19 protein-coding genes are annotated in these 23,933 nt (G+C 59.3%); 7 read left to right on the forward strand and 12 right to left on the reverse strand.

The window, feature by feature from the left end; all coding sequences use genetic code 11:
* Positions 1–564 precede the first annotated feature (564 nt).
* From R6V78_RS03480 to R6V78_RS03495, 4 genes are all read right to left on the reverse strand, one after another.
* Positions 565–1,593 (reverse strand): NAD-dependent epimerase, encoded by a 1,029-nt coding sequence (locus tag R6V78_RS03480; protein WP_410287938.1) that lies wholly within the window; start codon positions 1,591–1,593, stop codon positions 565–567.
* A gap of 212 nt (positions 1,594–1,805) precedes the next feature.
* Positions 1,806–2,663 carry a CpsD/CapB family tyrosine-protein kinase gene (locus R6V78_RS03485; RefSeq protein ID WP_410287939.1) on the reverse strand — a complete coding sequence of 286 codons (858 nt, stop codon included), beginning with the start codon at positions 2,661–2,663 and terminating at the stop codon, positions 1,806–1,808.
* Between the two features lie 44 nt (positions 2,664–2,707).
* Positions 2,708–4,297 (reverse strand): XrtA system polysaccharide chain length determinant, encoded by a 1,590-nt coding sequence (locus tag R6V78_RS03490; RefSeq protein ID WP_410287940.1) that lies wholly within the window; start codon positions 4,295–4,297, stop codon positions 2,708–2,710.
* A 33-nt stretch (positions 4,298–4,330) separates the two neighbouring features.
* Positions 4,331–5,665, reverse strand: a complete 1,335-nt coding sequence (locus tag R6V78_RS03495; RefSeq protein ID WP_410287941.1) for a sigma 54-interacting transcriptional regulator — start codon at positions 5,663–5,665, stop codon at positions 4,331–4,333.
* Between the two features lie 577 nt (positions 5,666–6,242).
* Here R6V78_RS03495 and R6V78_RS03500 point away from each other — a divergent pair.
* Positions 6,243–6,614 (forward strand): response regulator, encoded by a 372-nt coding sequence (locus R6V78_RS03500; protein WP_410287942.1) that lies wholly within the window; start codon positions 6,243–6,245, stop codon positions 6,612–6,614.
* Positions 6,611–7,669: a sigma-54 interaction domain-containing protein gene (locus R6V78_RS03505; RefSeq protein ID WP_410287943.1), complete on the forward strand. Its 1,059-nt coding sequence runs from the start codon at positions 6,611–6,613 to the stop codon at positions 7,667–7,669. Before R6V78_RS03500 ends, R6V78_RS03505 begins: the two co-directional genes overlap by 4 nt.
* A gap of 26 nt (positions 7,670–7,695) precedes the next feature.
* On the opposite strand, the gene hisF is transcribed toward R6V78_RS03505, so the two are convergent.
* Genes hisF through R6V78_RS03525 form a run of 4 tightly spaced genes read right to left on the reverse strand, consistent with a single transcriptional unit; the run spans position 7,696 to position 11,359 of the window.
* Complete coding sequence (hisF, locus tag R6V78_RS03510; protein WP_410287944.1) at positions 7,696–9,267, reverse strand: imidazole glycerol phosphate synthase subunit HisF; 1,572 nt, start codon at positions 9,265–9,267, stop codon at positions 7,696–7,698.
* Positions 9,268–9,304: 37 nt separating this feature from the next.
* Complete coding sequence (gene hutI, locus R6V78_RS03515) at positions 9,305–10,549, reverse strand: imidazolonepropionase (RefSeq protein ID WP_410287945.1); 1,245 nt, start codon at positions 10,547–10,549, stop codon at positions 9,305–9,307.
* Positions 10,549–11,007, reverse strand: coding sequence for an NUDIX domain-containing protein (locus R6V78_RS03520; RefSeq protein WP_410287946.1), 459 nt, complete (start codon positions 11,005–11,007; stop codon positions 10,549–10,551). The genes hutI and R6V78_RS03520 overlap by 1 nt, the downstream gene beginning before the upstream one ends.
* A 1-nt stretch (position 11,008) precedes the next feature.
* On the reverse strand, positions 11,009–11,359 hold the full coding sequence (locus R6V78_RS03525; RefSeq protein WP_410287947.1) for a cupin domain-containing protein: 351 nt from the start codon (positions 11,357–11,359) through the stop codon (positions 11,009–11,011).
* 255 nt (positions 11,360–11,614) lie between these two features.
* Here R6V78_RS03525 and R6V78_RS03530 point away from each other — a divergent pair, with 255 nt between their 5' ends.
* Positions 11,615–13,570, forward strand: coding sequence for a GNAT family N-acetyltransferase (locus R6V78_RS03530; RefSeq protein ID WP_410287948.1), 1,956 nt, complete (start codon positions 11,615–11,617; stop codon positions 13,568–13,570).
* A 27-nt stretch (positions 13,571–13,597) separates the two neighbouring features.
* Here R6V78_RS03530 and R6V78_RS03535 read toward each other — a convergent pair whose 3' ends face one another.
* From R6V78_RS03535 to R6V78_RS03545, 3 genes are all read right to left on the reverse strand, one after another.
* Positions 13,598–15,787, reverse strand: coding sequence for an HAD-IIB family hydrolase (locus R6V78_RS03535; RefSeq protein WP_410287949.1), 2,190 nt, complete (start codon positions 15,785–15,787; stop codon positions 13,598–13,600).
* 73 nt (positions 15,788–15,860) lie between these two features.
* Positions 15,861–16,208: an inorganic pyrophosphatase Ppa gene (locus R6V78_RS03540; protein WP_410287950.1), complete on the reverse strand. Its 348-nt coding sequence runs from the start codon at positions 16,206–16,208 to the stop codon at positions 15,861–15,863.
* Positions 16,209–16,361: 153 nt separating this feature from the next.
* Entirely contained in the window at positions 16,362–16,643 is a 282-nt protein-coding gene (locus R6V78_RS03545) for an acylphosphatase (protein WP_410287951.1), read from the reverse strand.
* A 195-nt stretch (positions 16,644–16,838) separates the two neighbouring features.
* Here R6V78_RS03545 and R6V78_RS03550 point away from each other — a divergent pair, with 195 nt between their 5' ends.
* Genes R6V78_RS03550 through R6V78_RS03560 form a run of 3 tightly spaced genes read left to right on the forward strand, consistent with a single transcriptional unit; the run spans position 16,839 to position 20,618 of the window.
* The gene (locus tag R6V78_RS03550; RefSeq protein WP_410287952.1) at positions 16,839–18,092 is read left to right on the forward strand and encodes an arginine deiminase family protein; all 1,254 of its coding nucleotides are present in this window, start codon (positions 16,839–16,841) and stop codon (positions 18,090–18,092) included.
* A gap of 46 nt (positions 18,093–18,138) precedes the next feature.
* On the forward strand, positions 18,139–20,031 hold the full coding sequence (locus tag R6V78_RS03555) for a thiamine pyrophosphate-dependent enzyme (RefSeq protein WP_410287953.1): 1,893 nt from the start codon (positions 18,139–18,141) through the stop codon (positions 20,029–20,031).
* Complete coding sequence (locus tag R6V78_RS03560; protein ID WP_410287954.1) at positions 20,028–20,618, forward strand: 2-oxoacid:acceptor oxidoreductase family protein; 591 nt, start codon at positions 20,028–20,030, stop codon at positions 20,616–20,618. Before R6V78_RS03555 ends, R6V78_RS03560 begins: the two co-directional genes overlap by 4 nt.
* 62 nt (positions 20,619–20,680) lie before the next feature.
* Here R6V78_RS03560 and R6V78_RS03565 read toward each other — a convergent pair whose 3' ends face one another.
* Complete coding sequence (locus R6V78_RS03565) at positions 20,681–22,057, reverse strand: aspartate ammonia-lyase (protein WP_410287955.1); 1,377 nt, start codon at positions 22,055–22,057, stop codon at positions 20,681–20,683.
* 370 nt (positions 22,058–22,427) lie between these two features.
* Between R6V78_RS03565 and lysS the strand changes: the two genes are divergently transcribed.
* Positions 22,428–23,930, forward strand: coding sequence for a lysine--tRNA ligase (lysS, locus tag R6V78_RS03570; RefSeq protein WP_410287956.1), 1,503 nt, complete (start codon positions 22,428–22,430; stop codon positions 23,928–23,930).
* The last annotated feature ends 3 nt before the right edge of the window (positions 23,931–23,933 follow it).

Genomic DNA, 23,933 nt, shown 5'->3' on the forward strand with positions numbered 1-23,933 from the left:
AGCGGCAGGGGGTGAAAAGAACAAGGTGGCGAGTATTGCGAAAACCGATACTATTTTAAGCATGCTGGACTCCGGGGTTTAAATAATGTTGATTTGGTTGCTTGGGATAGAAGCTATGGGCTGTAGGCTATAGGTTTTTAGCTCATAGCTCATAGCTCTTGGCTCATAGCTCATAGCTCTTGGCTCTTGGCTCTTGGTTTTGTTTTCCATTCGACGTTGGACGTTGAACGTTCGATGTTCGACGTTCATCTTCTTAGGGAAGGGTTCAAGGGTTCGAGGGTCCAAGGGGCAAGTGAAACCAACTTTAGCCAGTGAAATTTTTGTTAGAAACGAGCGCTGCGGATTTCACCGGGCCAACTGTACCAATTAAACCAATTCAACCAACGAACCGGTCTTTTCTCTCCGCGCTTCGTTTTCCATTCGACGTTCGATGTTGGACGTTCGATGTTCGACGTTCATCTTTTAATATTGGTTTTACTATCAGCCAACAGCTAACAGCTAAGAGCCAAGCGCCCTTCGCTCTTCTCCTGCCTCCTGACTCCTGACTCCTGAATTCTGTTCCCCTCACCCCTTCGTCCCATAATACGTCTGGTACCAGGCCACAAACCTGCCGATCCCCTCGGTGATCGAGGTGGCCGGCTTGAAGCCCACGTCGTTGATCAGGTCGTCGATGTCGGCGTAGGTGGCCGGTACGTCGCCGGGCTGGAGGTCCATGAAGTTTTTTTCGGCGGCCCGGCCCAGGGCGACCTCAATGGCCTTGATGAAATCCATCAGCTCGACCGGGTTGTTGTTGCCGATGTTGTAAATTTTATAGCGGGCATAGGAGGTTCCGGGGTCGGGCGCATCACCCGACCATTGGGGGTTGCGGTCGGGCAGGTTTTTCATCACCCGGACCACCCCCTCGACGATGTCGTCGATGTAGGTGAAGTCGCGCCGCATTTTGCCGTGATTGAAGACATCGATGGGCCTGCCTTCAAGGATGGCCCGGGTAAAGAGAAACAGGGCCATGTCCGGCCGCCCCCACGGCCCGTAGACCGTAAAGAACCGCAGCCCGGTGCAGGCCAGATCGAACAGATGGCTGTAGGTGTGGGCCATCAGCTCGTTGGATTTTTTGGAGGCGGCATACAGCGACACCGGGTGGTCCACGTTGTGGTGCACGGAAAAGGGCATGTTGGTGTTGGCCCCGTAAACCGAGCTGGAGGAGGCGAAGACCAGGTGTTTGACGCCATGATGCCGGCAGCACTCCAGCACATTGACGAACCCCACCAGATTGGAATCGACGTAGGCCTGCGGGTTGGTCAGCGAATAGCGCACCCCGGCCTGGGCGGCCAGATTGACCACCACATCGATGCGGTTGGCCCTGAAAATCGACGCCAGGCCCTCCTTTTGGGCCAGGTCGGTTTTGAAAAAAGCAAATGCCGGATAGGCCTTCAACATGTCGAGGCGGTCGCGTTTGAGTCCGGGGTCGTAGTAATCGTTGAGGTTGTCTACGCCCACAACGCGGTAGCCGTCATCGAGCAGCCTCCTGGAAAGATGAAAACCGATGAAGCCGGCCGCACCGGTGACGAGGGCCGTGTGGTAAGTGAACAGCATGGGTAGACCTTTACCTTGCCGACGGAATCGTTGGCGATTAATTTAACATTTTACGTGTGAATCGGCCGCGGGCCGATGGCATTCATAGCTCCGCCTGGTGGCGTACAAGATCAAAATCTTGTTAACCATCAGGTTTTTTTCATTTTTCTTATATGCTGCCGGCGGAAACCGGGTGGTGCGTAACATTTCGACGTATCAGGTTCCCATCAAAATCACTTTTTCTTGTACCCATTCTTATACGCCTTGTAGCGGCCATAGCCATAGCGCTCCGTGGCCGGCACCTTGTAGCCGTTTAGCACCACCCCGAGCAGCTTTTCGCGCCCCAGTTTTTCGGCCAGGTTTTTCACCAGGTCTTTGGGTGTTTTGCCGGCGCGCACCACGATGATGATCCCGTCGACGTATTTGGCCAGGGCCGTGGTTTCGGCGGTCAGCTGCGGCGGGGGCGAGTCGACGATGATGAATCGGTCATGGTAGCGGTTCTTGGCCTGTTCGAGCAGCTGCTTCATGGCCTGGCTGGACAGCAGCTCGGAGGGGTTGTCCGGGGTCGACCCGCCCGGAAGAATCGTCAATTTGTCGACGACTGTTTTTTTCAACAGCGCCGACAGTTCGACCCCTTTGGACAGGTATTCGCACAGGCCGGGCACACGGTCGTCGAATCCGAAGCTGCGGTGAATGCTCGAGCGGCGCATGTCGCAATCCATCAGCAGCACATGCTCTTCGACCCCCTGGGCAATCGAGACGGCCAGGTTGGCGGCGACAAACGATTTGCCGTCTCCCGGCACGGCGCTGGTGACCATAATGGACGGCGGCGGCGCCCCCTCCCGGGGGAAAAGGATGTTGTTGCGCAGGATTTTGAAGATCTCGGCCTCCGCACAGGACGGGTCGTGGTAGACGATCAGATTGGGGTCGATGGCAGGCTTGCCGGTATTGCGCTGACGCCCGCGGCCGGCCGCCGCGGGCACGGGGCCGTCGGACGCCCCCTTGGCGGCGGTATCGGACTGGACCGGTGATATGACCGTGAGGCTCTGCCGTTTTTCAAATTTCCCCAATGCTTCGTGGATCTTGCCCATGGGTGCCTGTCTTTCAACCTATCGGATTATTTAACCTTAATGGATCATCCCACCCAGTTTTTCAGGGCAGTGAGGGTTTGATCCACACCTTTGACATAGAGCGTGGCAAACCCGGTCAACAGAACCAGCGTGGCAACCCCGGCCAGGGCGAAAAAAACGTGCTCCACGCGGCGCAGGATTCGGGTTTTGCGGCTGATGATCTCCGGGACCATGCACAGTACGGTCAGGCCCAGTTCGGACTCGATCTCCCCGGGGCGTTTCAAGGTGTTGTCCAGGTACTCGAGCAAAAAGATGATTGCGCCGCCCACGCCCAGCCCGGCGCCCACGATGAGGGCAAACAATTTTTTCATATCCGGTTTGACGGGTTTTTCCGGCAGCCGGGCGGTGTCCAGCACCCGGAACTGCTCGCCCTTTTGCTTGCGCTCCATGTTGACGGCGATTTCCGACTCCAACTTGCGCGCCAGCAGGGAGTTGTAGGTTGTCTGGATGTTCTCGTAGTCCCGTCTGAGGGAGAGGAGTTCCTGCTCGCGTTTGGGCGTGTTCTCAATGCGACCCTGGTAGCGGTCGATCTGCTCTTTCGTATCGCGGATGTCCGCTTCCAGGCGCCGTATGTCATTGACGATTTCATTGTGCTCGGCACGCATGTCCGCCGAAAGCACCGGCGCCGCATCCTGGCCGTTTGGCGCTGCGGCCCCGGCTTTTTCCTCTGCGGCGGCAAACTTGATCGCCTGCGCCTCTAAATCCGCAATCCGGGCCTCCAAACGCAGAACGTCCGGGTGGCGCGCCGTATAGCGCGTGAGCAGGTTTTCCAGTTCGGCGTTCAACTGGTCCAGATCGGTGGACTCCTCCGAACTGCCGCCGCCGACCGTGATCCGGGCAGGCTGCCCCTTCTGGGCCGCGGCTTCATTCTGCAGGGTCGCCAGGCGTATCCTGGCGTCGCTCAGGCGCTGCTGAACATCGCTCATGTGTTCCTGCAGCCGATCGAGAATTCTCAGGTTGGACTCCAGCTGTTCGGGCAGTTCGCCCATGTAGGCTTCGCGGTAGCCCTTCAATTGGACCTCGACCGTTTCGAGGCGCTTTTTCATGACCGCCAGTTCATCCTCGAGAAAATCACTGGTTCCCACCGCCTGGGCCTCGCGGATGCGCAGGTTCTCATCGATGAAAAAAGAGGCCAGGGTGTTGGTGATGCGCATCACCGTCTGCGGATCCTTGCCCTGATGGGAGATGGTAAACGCGTCGTTGTCGCGCCGCTTGTCGTTGGATACCGACACCGTTATGCTGCTGCGCAGGCTGTTGATCTTGTCTTCCACATACAGGTTTTTATATTCCGGCCCCTGATAGAGTTTGAATTCATCGATGATCTTTTCCAGGTTGGTGCGGCTCAGGATCTGCTGGGAAAGCGTGCTGATGCGGTCCCCGGGGTCGGTGGTGACGATGGACTGGACATACTCCTGGGGCACTTTCTGGGGCTGGATCAGAATCAGCGTGCTGGCTTCGTAGATCCGGGGAAGTTTGACCGAGAGCCCGATGCCGGCGATCATGGCCAGAAAAAAAGGGATGATGACGACCCAGCGTCGCTTGATGACGATATCGAGGATCGCTTTCGGGTCCATCGGTGCGGGTTGGGATGACATGGGTAACCGCTTTCGTTGGGTTCGACTGTTTTTTTAAACCAACTGATAGTCCTTGACCTTGTTGAGCATCGACTTGTAGCTGATGTTCAGCAGGCCGGCCGCTTTTTTACAGTTGCCGCGGGTGCAGACCAGGGCCGCCTGCATGATGCGGCTCTCAACCTGCATGCCAAAACCCCGCTTGGCTTTTTTCAGCGACAGGTCCGGATTGTTTTTCAAAAACCGCCTGAGATCCTCGCCAAGGTCGATTCCGGCGCCGGGTCGCCGCTGCCGGCTCCCCCCCACGGGGCCGGCGCCCCTGCCGGGCACGGCAGCGGCCCAGTCGATGACGTCCCTTGCCAGGATGCGCGCGATGGCGCCCTTGAGTTCGGCCACATTTCCCGGCCAGGGGTAGTGCTTGAGATCGCGCCGAACCGCATCGGGCAGCCGGACGATGGCCCCCCGATGGCGGATGCTGGTCTGAGCCGCAAAAAAGTCAGCCAGGGCGGGCACGTCCTCCCGGCGGTGCCTGAGCGGCGGCACGCTCAGTTTCAACACGCTGAGCCGGTGATACAGGTCCTGCCGGAAGCGGCCCTGGCGGATAAGCCGCACCACATCGGGCTCGGCCAGTGAAATGAACCGGACGGCGGGTCCGCCGCCGCCTGCGCCTGACCCGACCGCAGGCGCTTCCAGGATCGGCAGCAGCTGGGCCTGCAGCCCAACGGGCAGCGCTTCGATGTTTTCGATCACGCAGACCTGCACCGGCTGCTTGGCAGCGCGTGGTCTGTCAACGCGTCGGCGCTTGTCACGAATCCAGCGCGTGGAGATATTCCGCGCTGGCATATATTCCGGCTCAGACGCTCCCGACGGCATGCAGTTGTACACGCTTGCGGCCAGAAGCCGCTTGCCGACGCCTGCTTCTCCCTGGATCCAAAGCGGTTCGCGGGAGGATGCCAACAGCGGCAGACAGGCCATGCGCCTCTGGGACTCAGGGTCCACGGCGATCAGCACCGGACGGCCAGGTTTGGGCTTCGATCCTGCCAGCCGCCTGATCGTGCCTTGAAAATCGCGTTCATCGGCCGGATAGTGCAAAAAAAACAGATTGACCAGCCAGTGACTGTGAACGAAATTTTCGATTTCACGTTGATTTGAAAGCACGATCACCGGAAAGGTGCTCCGGATCGCCTTGGCGATATTGACAAAGCGGATCGCCGCTTCCCGGGAATCCGGCTGCAACACGGCGAAGGCCGGCCGGATGTGGTGAATGTTTTCCAGACAGGTCCACTCGTCCTTAAAGCAGATCGGCAGCACCCCGCAGCGCGACAGCCGGATGCGGATATCATCCCTTCTGTGTTGATCACTGTCGAGCACGACTGCGGTTGCCTGGGCCATTTTAAAATTTCGGGTTAAGGTTAAACGGGATGCCGACGCGTTAAGGTGCGATTTAGGCCATACAAGTATTGTGCCAAGGAATATTTTCGCTTTGGCAAACCGTCCAGGCCAACTAAAATATTTTTCATCTTCCCGTTATCATTTGAAATTAAAATCCTGCATAAAAAAAGCCCTGCCGGGGAAGTGCAGCGGATTGTCAAAGATCGATTGACGAAAGTGGCCTCATATTACATATTATGAAAAACTTTTCCACTTCAGAATCCACAAACCCAAAAAAAAGGTTGCGTACACAGGCTCCTAATCGGCAAAAATTCGCCCGGCATGAATTTTTTTTGCGGCAGGACAATCGGGTGTGATTTTATTGGCGGTCACATCTGGGTGAAAATGTGTAAAAACTTGCCATCTTGAGAACCTTGGTGTATAGCATCGAAAAAAACACGCGGCGCCGGCCGGTATCAATTGATTCTCGAGCTTGAAACCCCTATCGTCCTGGCGGTGCCGCGCAAGACTACCGCTGCAGGCAGGCCATGCCCCGCGGCCCGCCGCGGGTAGGATCCCATAAACCCACGAGGCTGAAATGAAAAAGCCTTTCAAACTGTTAATTATCGACGACGCCGAGGAGATCCTCACCGCGCTGACCAATTTTTTCACACAGAAAAATTACGAGGTCGTCTCCGCCGCCAACGGTCTCGATGGACTCAAGCATATCGAAGCCAAAGATGCCGCTTTCGACCTGATCATTACCGATCTGGTGCTGCCCAACATCAGCGGGGTGGCGATCATTTCCATCGTCAAGAAAAAATTTCCGGACACGCCGGTCATCGCCATCACCGGCTGGGGGGAGCACCCCGAATCCCTGGCCAAGGAAGCCCATGCCGATTATGTGCTGGAAAAACCATTCAAACTGCCAGAACTGGAACAGCTGGTCAAGAAACTATTGAATCAATGAGCGATCCCTCAAAATCAAAAATGGGCCCTCCCATAATCGGTGTGAGTAAAAACATCGCCCGGGTTCGGGAACTGATTGCGCACGTGGCCCACACCGGACTGAACACGGTCATTTTTGGCGAAAGCGGTGTGGGCAAGGAGGTTGTCGCCCAAAACCTGTACCAGCAATCCCCCCGCCTGGGAAAGCCGTTCATCAAGATCAACTGCGCCGCCCTGCCGGAAGGGCTCCTGGAAAGCGAGCTGTTCGGCTACGAACGCGGTGCCTTCACCGGCGCGGAACAGAAAAAAAAGGGCAAGTTTCAGCTGGCTCACAGCGGTGTGCTGTTGCTGGACGAAATCGGCGACATGTCGCTTCCGCTGCAGGCCAAACTCCTGCATGTGCTGCAAAGCGGGGGTGAATTCTCGCCCCTGGGTTCGGAAAAAGATGTCAAGGCGGACACCTGGGTAATCGCCGCCACCAATCACGACCTGAAAAAGGATATCGACGCGGGCAAATTCCGCGAAGATCTCTATTATCGCCTCAATATCATCAAAATCTATCTCTCGCCCCTGCGGGAACGACCCGAAGACATCCCGCCGCTGATCGATTTTTATATCCAGGAGTACACCGCCATGCTCAACCATCGCAACATCGAGAAGCCGGGCGCGAAAGTGATGGACCGGATGTGCGCCTACAGCTGGCCGGGCAACGTCCGCGAGCTTCAAAATGTACTCAAACGGATGCTGGTGTTGGGTGACAGCGGCCAGATTGTCGACGAGCTTTTCAACAGCGAACGGATCGCATCCCCGACCACCAGCGCCAACGCGTCGCTCAACCACCATGCCTCACTGGCCAAGATCCTCGATCTGGGAGGCAAGAATTCACCCGAAAACCAGTCTTTTTCACTTAAAACGGCCAAGAAGAATGCAGTTGAAATGGTCGAGCGCGAGATCATTGGGCATGTGCTGTCAAAAACCGACTGGAACCGAAGCAAAGCGTCAAAGATTTTAAAAATCAGCTACAAGACCCTGCTGTATAAAATCAGTGACCTGAATATCCTCCCTCCAGAAAAATAAGTGCGCGGCGCGGCCGGAAATTGGGTTTACCATCGCACCTCGACCTTGCCTTTCAGGTGGTTCTTTACGGCGGAAATCGGCACCTCGCGCCGATGAAAAATACCGGCGGCCAAGGCGGATTCGACATCGGTCTTGGCGAACACCTCGGCGAAGTGGGCTGCGCACCCGGCCCCGCTGGAGGCGATTACCGGAATGGTAACGGCCTGTTTGACGGCATGGATCAGCTCGATGTCAAAACCCGTATTGGTGCCGTCACGGTCGATGCAGTTGAGCAATATCTCCCCGGCCCCCAGTTCCTCGCAGGTGCGCGCCAGGGTCACGGCATCCACGTCCCGCCCCTCCCGCCCGCCTTTGATCGTACACTGGAACCAGCAGTAGCCCTCTCCCTGGGGACCGGGCTGGGCGGTCGCGATGGTTGCATGGGCGGTCTGATCCGGTGAATGCACATACACGCGCCGGGGATCGATGGAAATCACCACCGCCTGGTTGCCGTATACGCCGGCGATCTGTTCGATGGCACTTCGGCCGGTTTTCCGGCCGGTTTTCAGGTATTCCTCGACGATGAACACCGCGTCGCTGCCGATGGAGACCTTGTCCGCACCCGAGCGGAAATAGGCCGCGGCCACCTGCAGGGCCGTGCGGGTAAGTCCGTTCTTGTCCGTAAATTCCCGGATCCCGCCGCCGATGGTCAGCGGCACAAACACTTTTTTGGAGGTCTCCTTGAGCACCTGGAGCATGGGCATGTCCTCCAGGGGAAAATCCCGGAATCCGGTGATGTTAAGAAAGGCCACCTCATCGGCCCCCTCCTCAAAATAGCGGCCGGCCAGCTCGACGGGCTTGCCCAGATTGCGCACGCTGCCGTCTGCCCGCACATCGTAGCGGTCGCCCTTGGTGACCACCAGGTCTCCCTGGTCGTTGGCGCGCACATCCAGGCAGGCGATGATGCGCTTGGCCAGACGGGTGCGGGACGGGCATTTTGCCGGTATGGTCAAGGCCCGGTCCTTGCGGATGAAATTCTCCAGCACAGTCAATCCGGGTGCACCGCTTTTTTCCGGATGGAACTGGGTGCCCTGTATGCTGCCCTTTTGAACCGCACTGACGAACGGGTAGCCGTAATCCGTGGTGGTCAGCACCGCCGCCGGATCACCGGCTGGGGCGTGATAGGTGTGCACAAAGTAAAATTTCTCGTCACCGGCCAGCCCGTAAAACAGGTCGGTGGGCTGTTTGACGCTGATGCCGTTCCAGCCGATATGGGGCACGGCCAGGGCCACATCAAAGCGCGTCACCCGTCCGGGCAGGATGCCCAGGCCGGACTCCCCGGGCGCTTCGTCGCTGCCTTGAAACAGGGCCTGCATGCCCAGACAGATGCCCAGAAACGGCCGGCCGGAGCCGAGGAAAGCCAGCAGCGGCGCCACGAAGCGCTTCTGTCTGAGAATGGTCATCATGCTGCCGAAATTGCCCACACCGGGGAAAAGCAGCTTTTCGGCGTCGCGGATATCCCGACCGGTGGCGGCCACCACAACCCGTTCGCCCAGCCGCTCGATGGCATTGATGACACTGCGCACATTTCCCGCACCGTAATCCAGCAGGGTAATCATTGTTTTCCTCTTTGATTGATGGACGGTTTTTATTCGGCTAGGCGCACGCGACCGTTCCCCCGATGACGGTCATGCGGCAGGGATTGCCGCCCATGCGATAGGCCAGCTCGGCGGGCTCATCCACGTCCCATACCGCAAAATCGGCCTGTTTGCCGACCGCGAGGGTTCCCCAGCGGTTCTGCATTCCCAGCGCACGGGCGGCATTGACGGTGAAACCGGCCAGCGCCTCAGCCGGGGTGAGTCCGAAATTGACGCAGGCCATGTTCATCATCAGCAGCGGCGATGTGGTGGGGCTGGTGCCGGGATTGCAGTCGGTGGCCAGCGCCATGGCCACCTTGTGCCCGCGCAGCAGACCCACCGGCGGTTTGCGGGTCTCCCCAAGAAAGTAGAAGGCCCCGGGCAGCAGCACCGCCACGGTGCCGGCCTCGGCCATGGCCGCCGCACCGTCGTCCCCGAGGTACTCCAGGTGGTCGGCACTCAGGGCATTGAAACGGGCGGCCAAAAGGGCGCCCTTGCTGTCGCTGAGCTGTTCGGCATGCAGCTTGACAGCCAGACCCCTGGCGCGGGCGGCACCAAAGATCCGTTCGGTCTGCGCCGGCGAGAACGCGATCCGCTCGCAAAAGGCGTCCACCGCCGTTGCCAGCCCGGCGGCGGCAACCGCGGGGATCATTTCGTCGATCACCAGGTCGATATAGGCCTCCGGCCTGCCGCTGTATTCCGGAGGCAGGGCGTGGGCGCCCAGGAATGTCGGCATGACGGCGGTGGGGAAATTGTGATCCAGCCGGCGCATCACCCGCAGCATCTTCAACTCGTTGCGCGTATCCAGTCCGTAGCCGGATTTGATCTCCACGGCGGTGACCCCTTCGGCCAGCATGGCCTTGAGCCGCCGGGCGGATTGCCGGTAGAGCGCATCCTCGTCTGCCGCCCTCACGGCTGTGACCGTGCGCATAATCCCTCCGCCGGCCCGGGCGATCTGCGCATAGGTGGCACCGCCGAGGCGCATTTCAAATTCTGCGCAGCGGCTTCCGGCGTAGACCAGGTGGGTGTGGCAGTCGATGAGACCGGGGGTCACCCAGGCGTTTTCAAGGTGGTGGATTGACCCGGCCCTGGACGCGGCATCCGCCGGAAGGCCCGCCTGTGACCCTATCCACGCAATGCGCCCGCCGACGACGGCCAGGGCGCCATTTTCCACTGTTCCGTAGCGGGTCGGGCCGGTCATGGTGGCCAGGCGGCCGTCCACCCACAGGGAATCGACTGTTTCGGGGAAGACCGGGATCGTCATCACCTGCCTCGGGGAGTAGGCTGTAAATAATCTCGAAAGACCGTGCTGCGCCGCGCACCGTTTTTGTATCGGAAGTAGTCGTGAAGTATCTGTCCGTGATCGAAAACCAGGGGTGCGGGCAAGTCGCCGGCAGTGAAAACACCGGCGTCCAAGGCATCGTCCGCAGCCACGGGCTCACCGTCCGCAGAGGCGATGAAGACCGTGGTGACCGTATGGTGCCTCGGGTCGCGGTCCGCCCGCGAATAGACGTAAAACAACTCCGATAGCTGCACCCTCAGGCCCGTCTCCTCGGCGGCTTCGCGAACGGCGCAGGCTTCCACCGACTCGCCCCAGTCCAGAAAACCGCCGGGGATGGCCCACCCATGCGGGCGGTTCCTGCGCGCGATGAGAACGATGCCGCCGCGGTTCTCAATGAGGATATCCACGGTGGGCAGCGGGTTTTGGAATCCTGCGGCCATGCTACAGCTCCGGCGCACCTGCGGGGATGAGGCAGATGAAGGTCAGCTTGCCCTCGCCGGCATTTCTGATCTGGTGTTCTTCGTCGCCGGGGATAAAGGCCACGCTGCCGGATTCAACCGGCACCCAACTGCCGCTGCGCCACACCTGGCCCCGGCCGGCGTGGAAAAAAATTTCATGCTCCCAGTCATGGCGATGTTTTGGCGTAAAACCGCCCTTTTCCAATTCAAACACACGCATGCAGAAATTGGCGGCCCCATCTGCCTTGCCGATGACCACCCGTCCGGAAACGCCTTTGACCTGGTCGTTATCAAAGCGGGTCTCGGGCTGCTGGCTGTACTGGATAACTTTCATGGATCGATGCCTGCCTTTCGTTTGATGTCCGTGTTGCGCCTGTCAACCGGAACTTATGAACCGGCCAGGTTCCTGTCAACTGTTTTGTGGCCGCCTTGCCCGCTGGGCCGACCACTGCACCAGGAAAGCGCGGGGCCAAAAATTTTCAGCCCCCGGTCGGGCAGGTGGTTTTCTCAACTGTGCGCTTGACTATCGCGAGGATTTGCGATGGAATGGCAGCGCTTTTTGACTGGACCAAGGATGGGAAGGATTACCATGGACCTGAAGACAGTATGCCCGGACAAACTGGTGGACGCGCAAACCGCCATATCCAAAATCAAAAACGGCAGCCGGGTTTTCATCGGCACCGGCTGCGGCGAGCCCCAGCACTTGATCCGGGCAATGGTTGAAGATCTGAGCATGCAGGACATCATGGTCTACCAGATGCTGTCATGGACCTTTTCCGACTACGTGGACGATCCCCGGTTTTTAAGGCGCTTCTCTCTCAAGCTTTTTTTTATCAGCAGCTCCATGAGAAAAGCGGCCTTCGAAGGCAAGATCGACTACATCCCCACCTACCTGTCCCAGATCCCGCGGTACTTCGCCAACCATCGCATCGGTCTGGACGTTGCCCTGGTGCAGGTCAGTCCACCGGACAGGCACGGCTACTGCAGCCTGGGCGTGTCCATCGACATCACCCTGGCCGGCATGCAAAATGCCAAGCTGGTCATCGCCCAGGTCAACCCGCGCATGCCGCGGACCTGGGGAGACAGCTTTGTTCACGTCGACGACATCGACTATCTGGTGCAGCATGAAGAGCCGCTGGTGGAGGCCCTGCCCAGCATCAAGGATGCGGAAACCGCCGGCCGCATCGGATTCTACGTCAACCAGCTGGTCGACGACGGCGCCACCTTGCAGATCGGCTTCGGCCATCTTCCCTATGCCATCTTGCAGAACCTGACCAACAAGAACGATCTGGGCATCCACACCCAGCTGATCACCGACGGTTTCATCCCGCTGTTCGAGAATAAGGTGATCACCAACCGCAAGAAAACCCTCCTGCCCGGCCGTGCGGTGGCCTCATTGTGCATGGGCTCGGAAAAGCTTTACCGCTACGTGGACAACAACCCCATGTTTTACTTCCGATCCTCGGAATTCGTCAACGACCCCACCGTCATCGCCCGCAACGACAACCTGATCTCCATCAGTTCGGCCCTGGAGGTGGATCTCACCGGCCAGGTATGCTCCGACTCCATGGGCCACCTGTTTTACAGCGGCATCGGCGACCAGGTTGATTTTCTGCGCGGCAGCGCCATGTCCAAGGGCGGCTTTTCGGTTATCGCCCTGCCCTCCACGGCCCAAAACGGAAGCGTGTCCAGAATCGTGCCCCACCTGAGTGAAGGCGCCGGGGTGGCCACCACGCGCGGGGACGTCAATTTCGTGGTGACCGAATACGGCATCGCCGAACTGAGCGGCAAGAGCATCTACCAGCGGGTCATGGAGCTGGCCCAGATCGCCCACCCCAAGTTTCGTGAGGAACTCATCGACGTGGCCAAAACCCGCCACTACATTTTTTCAGACCAGCTGCCGCCGTCGCAGGACGACCTGATCTTCATTGAAAGCTACAAGAACCGCTTGACCCTGAAAAATGGGAAGACGATTGAATTCAGGCCGCTATTGCCTTCCGATGAATTCGCCTACCGCAACTTCTTCTACTCACTGCAGGAGAAGACCATTTACTTCCGGTTTTTCTATAAAATGAAGCTTTTTTCCCATGAAGTGGTCCAGCAGCAGTGGGCCAGCGTGGATTACCGCAAGAACATGTCCCTGATCGGGCAGGTGCGCATCGGCGGCCACCAGGAGATCGTGGCCATCGGCTCCTATGCCGACGAGAGCGACACCCTGGCCGAAGTGGCTTTCGTGGTTCGTGAGGATTTCCAGGGCATGGGCATCGCCTCGCACCTGCTGGAAACCATGGAACGAATCGCCAAGGAGAACCATTTCACCGGCTTCACCGCATCGGTGCTCAGGGAAAACAACGCCATGCTGCGTGTCTTCAAAAAACGCTACCCCAACGCCAAAACCACCCTCTCCGGGGGAAGCGATATAACCATCCACATGGATTTCAGCGACGCGGCATCAACCGGAACGGCCGCCGGCCAAAGACCCGACGACGGGGCCTGCGAATGCGTCTGCCCGCCGGCGGCGGACACCCCCGCACCCAGCGATTGACACCCCGGCCGCCCATAAGGCTCGGCGTCAGCTTCCGTCGGCCGCATCGATGAAGCCGTAGTGCTGCAGGCCTTCAATGATTCCACCGGCACAGGCGCGCTGGGCGAAATAGACGTTGGGACTGCCCTTGAGATCCTCCAGTTCATGGCTGTAATTGGCCACCACCACGGCGCGCGGTTCACCACGAAGCATCTCCGCGTCGTTGCCCGAATCGCCGCATACCAGAAAATTCATCAACGGAATTTCCCACCGGTAGCTCAGATAGCGGATGGCCTTGCCCTTGGATGCCCGGTAAGGCAGAAGGTCCAGGTAGCGATCATGGGAGTAGATCAGGTTGTAGCGGCAGCGGTGCTGCAGCAGGCGGTCGTGGATGGCGGCCAAACGATCTTTGCCCGGCTGCATGTAGTAGCTGACCTTGAAGGGGCGCTGGGTTTCTTCCTCCTGGTACTCCAGAAAATCGAAATCCTTGAGCAGTCCAACGATTTTGTCCCGATTCCACCGGCTGGCAATGTGACTGGCCCATCCCGGGCTGGCCTCGGTGCTGTTCCCGTAGAAAAGGGCGCTGCCCACCGAGCCGATGATCACATCCGGGTGGGGGATGCGGTTTTTTTCCAGAATCATCCGGGCTGAATCGGCGGTCCTTCCGGTGGCCACCCCGAATCCGAGGCGATGGCGGTGCCGCTTCACCAGATCAATCAGCGCGTCGAGTCTGGTGTTGTCGCTGCCGATCAAGGTGTTGTCGATATCGACAACTAAAAAATGGTCCAGCTTCATCAACCTTCTGCCGATCGAGTCGGACGGTTTGGCAGGGGTCAGGTCGGATCGTTGGCCGGCAAGGTTCAGTTTCCGGATGGCGGCGGTATATTCACGGGTGTGGCTTTGCCAGGTGTAGTGCTTGCGCACGTTCAAGATGCCGTTTTTCGAGCAGCGTTCCCACAGATCCGTATCGGCAATAATTTTGCGCAGCGCCGCAGCCATCTGCCCGCTTCGGACGACATTGACCAGGATGCCGTTTTGGCAGTTGCGCACGATATCGTTGGGCCCGCCGTCATCGGTGGCCACGATGGGCAGGCCGGTGGACGACGCTTCGAGCAGCGTCAGGCCGAAGGGCTCCGTCAGCGCCGGATTGACGAACACACCGCGCCTCTCGGCGGCAATTCGGTACAGGGCCGGCACTTCGTATTCGAAATCGTGTTTTTTGGGGATGGCCATTTTGCCGTACAGGTCGTACTTGTCCATGGCCAGGAGCATTTCGGTGAGGACTTCGCGTTCATTGTCCGCCATGGCATCGATATCCTTGCGCAAACCGGCAAACACGGCCAGATTGGCCATGCTCTGCAGCTCCAGGTCTTCACCGTAGGCACGCACCAGTCCGGAGATATTCTTGCGCTTGTCCGGCCGGCTCAGGGCCAGGACCATGGGTTTTTCCGGCTGCATGAAAAAACGGTTCAACTCCTTGAGCATGGAGGCCTGGGCATAGCGGGCGTTCTCCGCGTGCTCCGCATCGTCCTGCAGCGCATGATAAAACGGATGGAACGTATCGATGTCGATGCCGGGCGGAATGACCTGGTACTCGGGGACATCCTTGTGGTGGTACAGACCGTACTGCTTTTTGATCTCATGCCGGGTGCTGGCGATCACCAGGTCCGCCCGCGCCAGGATCTGCTCCTCCGCATCGATGCGCCGATCGATTTTGAATCGCTTGACGATGTCCGTTTTGCTCATCTCCTGGTCCAGGAGTCTGGCCAGTTTGGCGCGGCCTAACGAGTGGCCGGTGTACACGAAAGGCAGGCCCAGGATCTCGGCCAGCTGCATGGCCACATAGCCGGCATCGGGGTAGTGCCCGTGAATGACATCCGGCATGGCCTGGTTGCGCTTGATGAATTTGATCGTCTTGTCGACGTATTCCTCCAGGTGGGGCCACAGGAGCTCTTTGCGCATGTACTTGCGCCCCCCGCACTGAATGCGGACGATGCGGAACTTGTCGTTGATGACCGCGACGGGTTGGCTGTAATCCGAAGAGACGCGTTTGTCGACAATCAGGCGGGTAAAAAGATCCACCTGTTCGATATCTTCCCTGGCGCTCAGGGCGGTGCCCAGCTCCATGACATACTTGATCTGCCCACCGGTATCCGCATCGCGGCCCATTTCCAGATTTTTCGAACGGATCAGCCCGTGGAGACTGAACAGCTGCACGTACAGCCCTTTGGCTGCCATGGGTGACTCCTCTCTTTTTTTGGGCGCTCCCGGCATGGCCTAACCGCCCTGAAACTGCAAACCAGGCACCCTTTCAGGACCGGGGCGGTTTAACGGCCGAGACCAGAAAGGGTGTGCACTGGATGGCAAGGCTGCCCTTTTTTACCCAGATTCTGGCCATGGTTACCGCCTCTCCTTCGGGGTTGACGATGCTGGCCAGTTTTTCAACGTAGGTGATATCCGATTTACTGAACTCCAGATAGGGGCTGCTGCTGTTGTATGGGTCGGGCACCATGATAATCTGTTCCGGGTCCAGGGGGTGCTTCTGGGGGGAACCGCTGTAAGGCACATGCGAATGGAAAAGGGAGCGGATATCCTTGGGGGTTTTATATTTTTCAATGGCGAATTTTTCGGTTTTTTGAAGGGACGTGACAGCGGGCATGGTTTCCTCCGGTAATCAGTAGTGACGGAGTCGTAAAAAGTCGAAATCTCAGATTTATTGTCATCCTCGCGGAAGCGGGGATCCATAAGTTTCAAATAGTTATAGGTTCCCGCCTTCGCGGGAATGACACATCGGGAACTTTTTACGAGGCCATCAGTAGTGAATTTCAAAATCGGCTGAATCGCCCTGACACGGCTGCCAGGCGACTTCCACCTTTTCCACCCTGGATCGGGACGGGCCGGTGCGGCACCAGTCAATCATTGCGAGCACAGCCGTTCTGGCACCTTCAACAACCGCTTCGACGGTACCGTCGCGGTTGTTCCTGACCCACCCGTGAACGCCGATACGCCTGGCCGCCTGCTGGGTTTCGGCCCTGAACCAGACCCCTTGAACCCGCCCGGAGACAATCAAATGGGCCCTGGCTTTGTCCTCCATACCATCCTCCTGTGCATGTGTTGTCGGGGCTGTCCGGATACCAGACAGCATATTTCCCAGACCGTTGGATGTCAAGGCAAGCTAAATCAATGCTATTGACATTCCCATGGGAAGCTTTTTCTGTTAGATTGCCTTATCGGCACGCAACGATCCGCCGCTTTTTCACGCCGCCTAGAAGGAGCAGGCCCCACGAACATGAAAGTCGACATCAGATCTGAAATCGGTATCATCGAGGGGGTGATCCTGCACACGCCCGGTCCGGAAGTAGAAAACATGACCCCTAAAAATGCGGAGCGGGCGCTTTACAGCGACATCCTCAATCTGTCGGTTGCCCGCAAGGAATACGCCCAGCTGGCGGACCTGCTCAACACGGTTGCCAGAACCTACCAGGTGCGCGACCTGCTCGAATCCGTCCTGGCGCTGCCGTCTGTAAAGCGGCCGCTGGTGCTGCAGGTCTGCGAGGCCGAGGGCTGTTTGGACCTGTGCGACGATCTGCTGGCCCTGCCGGACCAGGAGCTTGCCAGGCAGCTCATCGAAGGCGTGGTCCTGCCGCGGGACAACCTGACCCGCTTTCTTTCCAAAGAACGGTTTTCTCTGCCCCCGCTGCACAATTTTTTCTTCATCCGTGATGCGGCCATGGCCATGCTGGACGAAATTCTGATCGGCCGGATGGCCAAGCCGGTCAGGTCCCGCGAATCCATCATCATGGAGGCCATCTTCAACCACAGCGCGCTGTTTTCGGTCGACACCGTCAACCCCATCGCGCTGAAACACCCGGACCCTTTGGCAACGATCGAAGGCGGCGATGTTCTGGTGGCCCGGGACGACATCCTGGTCATCGGCAACGGCAGCCGCACCTCCTCCCAGGGGATCGATTTCATCATCGAGAGACTCAAGTCCCAAAACGACCGCAAGCGGCATGTGCTGGTCCAGGAGCTGCCCCACGACCCCGAATCGTTCATCCACCTGGACATGGTTTTCACGTTCCTGGACCGCACCCACTGCATGGTGTTCGCACCGCTTATGCTCAGGACCAGCAGGTACCAGACCATTCACATTCTCATTGAGAACGGCAAGGTCACCAGCATCCGCGAAAAGGAGCGGCTCATCGACGCCCTGCGCGCATTAGGTGTGGACCTGATACCGGTCTGCTGCGGCGGCAGGCGGGACCTGTGGGTTCAAGAGCGCGAACAGTGGCATTCCGGAGCCAATTTTTTCGCCCTGGCCCCGGGCAAGGTGGTGGGGTATGCCCGCAACGTTCATACCCTGGAGGAGATGAACCAGAACGGCTTTGCAATCGTCCCCGCCGACGACATCATTTCCGGCCGCCGGCGGCTGGCGGATCTGGGGCGCTGCGCCATCACCCTGGACGGCTCGGAACTGCCCCGCGGCGGCGGCGGCGCCCGCTGCATGACCCTGCCCATCCGCCGCAGGGATGTCGATTGGTAGCCTGTTGTTCAACGCGCCGGACCGTCCCGGGAAAAGGAGCGATACAATGAAACAGTTGGGAGATATGCTGCTGCGGCGTGACCCCTTTTCAGAAATCGTCATGGGCAACACGGCCATCGTCCGGGCCATGGTGGAAGCCGGCACCCGCGTGGTCAGTTCCTATCCCGGGTCCCCGACGCCGGAGATCGCCGCGGCCATTGGATCCATATCCAGCGCGGACCGACCCTTTTATTTCGAATTCTCCACCAACGAGAAGGTGGCCACGGAGCTGGCCTATGGCGCCGCAGTTAACGGACACCTCTCCACGGTTTTTTTCAAAAGCGTGGGTCTCAATGTGGCTGCGGACACCTTCGTGCAACTGACCCTGATGAATATCATCGGCGGCATGGTGGTGGTGCTGGGCGACGATCCGGGGGCCAACTCCTCCCAGAACGAGCAGGACAACCGCCACTACGCGGCAATGAGCTACACACCGGTGCTCGAGCCGGCCGATCCGGCTGAAGTCTACCGCTTTTACCGCGAAGCCGCCCGCCTGTCGCAGCAGCAGCACATGCCGGTGATCCTGCGGCTGACCACCCATGTGTGCCACGCCAAGCAAAGGGTGGCCTTCGGGCCGTGGAATCCGGCGGCGGCGGACGACACCCCCCGCTTCGATCCGGCCCACGGTCCCTACATCCCGCTCACCAGCCTGGCCATCGAGCAGAAGCGCCGATCCCTGGCCAGACTTGAAATGGTGCGCCGGCATGCCGAAACGAGTGCGCTGAACCGCATCGTCGACAACGGCAACCCGGCACGGGGCGTCATCACCATGGGGCTGCCCTTTCTTTCGCTGATGGAAGCCTTGATCGACACGCCGGCCGCCCCGGACATCCTCAAACTGGCCTATGTCCATCCCCTGCCCCGGGAGACGATCATCGGTTTTCTGTGCGGGCACCGGGAGGTTAAAATTCTCGAGGAGCTGGACGACGTGATCGAAAATCAGATCAAGGCCATGGCCTTTGATCAAAAACTGCCGGTCAGGATAATCGGCAAAACCTGTGCGGAGGACTGGATCGGTGAATACACGCCCGACAAGGTCAGGCAGGTGCTGGGGGCCACCTGGCCGGACAGCATCACACCCGCACAGACGGCGCAACCAGAAGACCCGGCGCCGCTCCGGCCGCCCCAGATGTGCCCGGGATGCGGCCACCGCAGTGCATTTTACGCCATCAAACAGGCCCTTGCCCCCACCGATATCACCGTGGCGGACATCGGCTGCCACACCCTGGGATTCCTGCCGCCCTATGCCATGGGCCAGCTGCTCATGTGCATGGGGGCGTCGACAGCCATGGCCAGCGGCCTGCGCCTGTTCAACACCAGCCGCAGCGTGGTCGCCTTCATGGGCGATTCGACCTTTTTTCACGCGGCCCTGCCCGGCATCATCAACGCCATTTACAACCGGCACCCCATCACCCTGATACTCATGGAAAACGGCACGACAGCCATGACCGGCCACCAGGATCATGCGGCCAGCGGAAAAAATTTCAACGCCGCGACGGACAAGATTCCCGTGCGGCAGGTACTCGAGGGGCTGGGGGTCAAACACATTTTCGAGGTGGACACCTACCAGCAGGCCAAACTGACCCAACAGGTGACCGCAGCGACCGCCATCGACGAATTCAGCGTGGTGATCGCCAGACACGCCTGCATGCTCCAGTTCACCCGCGAGCGGCGCAAGCACCCGGGTTACGGGCAGAAACATGTAAACCTCGACCAACGGGTGTGCGACCGGATTCACACCTGTGTCGAAGCCTTCGGGTGTCCCACGTTCACCCGGGACAGCGCGGGCAAGGTCACCATCAACACTGACCTTTGCATCGGCGACGGCTCCTGCATCCAGACCTGTCCCACCGAGGCCATCCGGCCGGCAGGAAAAAATGGGCCCGGAGGTGCCGCATGAAGGCCTTTAACATCTATCTGACCGGTGTGGGCGGCCAGGGCATCGGCCTGATCAGTGAAATCATCCTGCGTGCGGCGGACCACGGCGGCCATTTTGTCAAAAGCGTCGACACCCATGGCCTGGCCCAGCGCGGCGGTATTGTCGTCTCCCAGATACGCCTCGGCGAGAACATCTTCTCGCCCTTGATTCCCGCGGGGCAGGCCGATCTGGTGATCGCCCTGGAGCGGCACGAAGCCCTGCGGGCGGCAGGAACAATGCTCAAGGACGACGGCTGCCTGATCTACTACAACACCGTGTGGCAGCCGCTTCCGGTGAGGCTCAACGAGGCCGCGGAAGTCACCGAGACGGATATCCGCAGCCTGTGCCGCCCGCGCGGCATCCAGGTCTGGTCCGTATTCCAGGCGGATCTGCCTGACATCCGCATGCAAAACGTGGCCTTGCTCGCCCGGGTCCATGGCCACCGGCTGATTCCGGGCATCGACCTGAGCCACTACCGGGCCGCCATGGCGGATCTGATGTCCGGTTCCAGGCTGCAGATGAATCTGGCCGTTTTCGCGCAGGGGGCCCGGCCTATACCCGGCAGCTGACGGGCCGACGGCCTGGCGGCGGAAATGGGTTTGGCTCCGGCGGTGCAAGCGACCGTGTGCACCTACAGGTTCGGCCCGAAGGCACGGGCCAGCAGCGCCTCCAGCTGCGTTGCGCTCATCAGGTTTTGCTCCAGCACCAGGGTTTTAAGGTTTTTTCCGCTGGCCAGGCCCTCCTTGACCAGGGCCGCCACCCGATCGTACCCCAAAGCCGGGTTCAGGAGGGTGGCCAGGCCGGCGCTGGACTCAAAGTTGTGGCGACACCTCTCCACATTGGCCGCGATGCCCCGGACGCATTTTTCATCCAGCATGGTGCAGGTGCGAATCAGCAGTTCCAGGGACTTGACCAGATTGGCGCCGATCAGGGGCATGTGGGTGTTGAGCTCCAACTGGCCCAATCCACAGGCCATGGACACGGCGGCATCGTACCCGACCACCTGGATGCAGGCCATGTTGGCGGCCTCGCAGATGCTGGGGTTGATCTTGCCCGGCATAATCGAAGAGCCGGGCTCCACCGCCGGCATGCGGATCTCCCCGATGCCCGTATTGGGCCCTGACGCCAGCAGCCGCAGGTCGTTGGCGATCTTGAGAAGATCCAGCGCCAGCAACCGCAGGGCTGCAGACATCTGCCCCATATCGGTCATGAACTGGGTTATTTCGAGGCCGTTTTCGGCCGCGTGGAACGCCAGGCCGGTGGAATCCTTGAGCGCCTCTACGATACGGAAACGAAAGTCCGCCTTGGTGTTGATCCCGGTTCCCACCGCGTTCCCGCCGATGCCGATCTCCAGCAGGTTTGCACCGGCCGCGGCGACACGCGCGCTGGCCTTTTCCAGCGCCCGGGCGTAGGCCCCGAACTCCTGGCCCAGGGTTACCGGCACCGCATCCTGGAGGTGGGTGCGGCCGCTCTTGGCAACCGCTGCAAACTGCCCGGCCTTGCGGCCAAATGATGCCATCAACCCGGCCAGCGACCCTTCCAGGCGGCGGCTCAGCAAAATGCCGGCCAGGCGAATGGCCGATGGGAACACATTGTTGGTGGACTGGCCCTTGTTCACGTGATCGTTGGGATGAATCGTCTGCCTGTCACCCGGTTTTCCGCCCAGTTGAACGGCGGCCAGGTTGGCGATCACCTCGTTGACGTTCATCTGCGTGGAGGTGCCCGATCCGGCCTGAAAGAGATCGATGGGGAACTGGTCGTCGTGCACGCCGGTGAGAATCGCAGCGCAGGCCCCACGAATCGCCTGGGATCGCCTTTGATCGAGAAGCCCGAGCTGTTCGTTGGCCGCGGCGCACGCGGCTTTCAGACGAACGATGGCGTGAACGATCGCCAGGGGCATGGCTTCACCGGCAACATTGAAATTTTCCAGGGAACGCGCGGTATGAATCCCATACCAGGCGTTTTCAGGAACCCGCTTCTCCCCCATGGTGTCTTTTTCGATGCGCATGTTTCAACTCCCGCTGGTTGGGTGGATGCCTGGCTGAAATTACACCCGATGGTCTGGCTGTCAAGCCTGCCGCGCCGATTATGGGCTCAAACGGGGTCGATTATACATCCAGACTCAAGGCGCGGCCCATGCAAAACGCGGGCTTCGACCCCAAGCAGCCCCTGGCCGGCTTTGCAATCGGGCTTGTGCCCGCCTTGACACCATCCACCAAATAAGATAGCAGAAGTGGTTTGCGATTTTCAACCCGGCGCTTGCAAAGGCGCAGACAGAAACCGGTTGAACAGTTGCGGGCAGCCAGACGATCGACCCAACCAGGCGGCGGCCCAGGCCTTTGGACATCGATGCGACCCAAATATGATGCGGGGTTACCATGGAAAATGCAAAAGACTTGCTGAGCAAGCGCAAAGAGAAGGCCGACGGTCTCAAGGCAGACGGGATCAATCTGTTTCCCAGCGGCCTGGTTGTCAGCCACACCATCAAGGATATCAGTGACCACCTGCAAAACCTGAAGGATCAACCTCACGAGGAGGACGACACCCCGTTCAGCGTGGCGGGTCGGATGATGGCCATCAACCGCTTCGGAAAATCCGCGTTCATCCGCTTCAAGGACCGAACCGGTCCCATGCAGGCCTATGTGCGCAAAGACAGGGTCGGGGATCGGGCCTATGACCTGTTCAAACGCCTCGATGTCGGTGATTTCGTGGCAATCCGGGGGACCCTTTTTCGCACCAAGACCGGTGAGTGGACCCTTCTGGCGGCGTCGATTGCGCTCATCTGCAAGTCCACCAGGCCGCTTCCCGAAAAATTTCATGGACTTAAAGACCCCGAGAAGCGCTACCGGCAGCGCTATATCGACCTGATCATGAACCCGGATGTCCAGGATATCTTTATCAAACGCAGCCGGATCATCCAGACCATGCGATCTTTTTTCCTTGCCCGGGATTATCTGGAGGTGGAGACACCCATGATGCAGCCGATACCGGGCGGCGCCGAGGCGACACCTTTCAAGACCCATCACAATGCGCTGGATATGGATCTTTATCTGCGCATAGCGCCCGAACTCTATCTCAAACGCCTGGTGGTGGGCGGGTTTGAACGGGTCTTTGAAATCAACCGCAATTTCAGAAACGAAGGCGTCTCCACCCAGCACAACCCCGAATTCACCATGGTGGAATTTTATCAGGCCTACGCCACCCATGCCGACCTGATGGATCTCACCCAACAGATGTTCGCCGAGATTGCCGAAACGGTAACCGGCGGCACCCGCATCACCTATCAAGGCAATCCCATCGAACTGGGGGGGGCATGGCAACGGATCTCCCTTTTCGACGCCCTGGAGCAGATCGGCGGCGTCGACCCGTCCCTGCTGGGCGACAAGCAGGGCCTGCTCGAATTTGCCGCCTCACGGGGGATTGCGCTCACAAAAACCGGACGGCTGGGAAAAATCATCACCAAACTGTTCGACGCCCTGGTCGAACCCAAGTTGATCCAGCCCACCTTCATCACAGGATACCCGGCCGAAGTCTCGCCCCTGTCCCGAAGAAGCGATGTGCAGCCGGACCTCACCGAACGGTTCGAGTTGTTCATATCCGGCCGGGAAATCGCCAACGGGTTCTCGGAACTCAACGACCCGGAAGACCAGCGCAAACGGTTTCTGCAGCAGGTGGAGGATCGAACCGCCGGGGATAACGAAGCCCACTTTATGGATGACGACTACATCGAAGCCCTGGAATACGGCATGCCGCCCACAGCCGGTGAGGGAATCGGAATCGACCGCCTGGTGATGTTGCTGACCGATGCCCCGTCCATCCGCGAGGTCATCTTGTTCCCGCACATGAAACCCAGGGCTGGGTCCCCCAGAACAGACCCGTGATTA

The sequence above is a fragment of the Desulfosarcina sp. genome (assembly GCF_046496365.1).
Taxonomy (GTDB): domain Bacteria; phylum Desulfobacterota; class Desulfobacteria; order Desulfobacterales; family Desulfosarcinaceae; genus Desulfosarcina.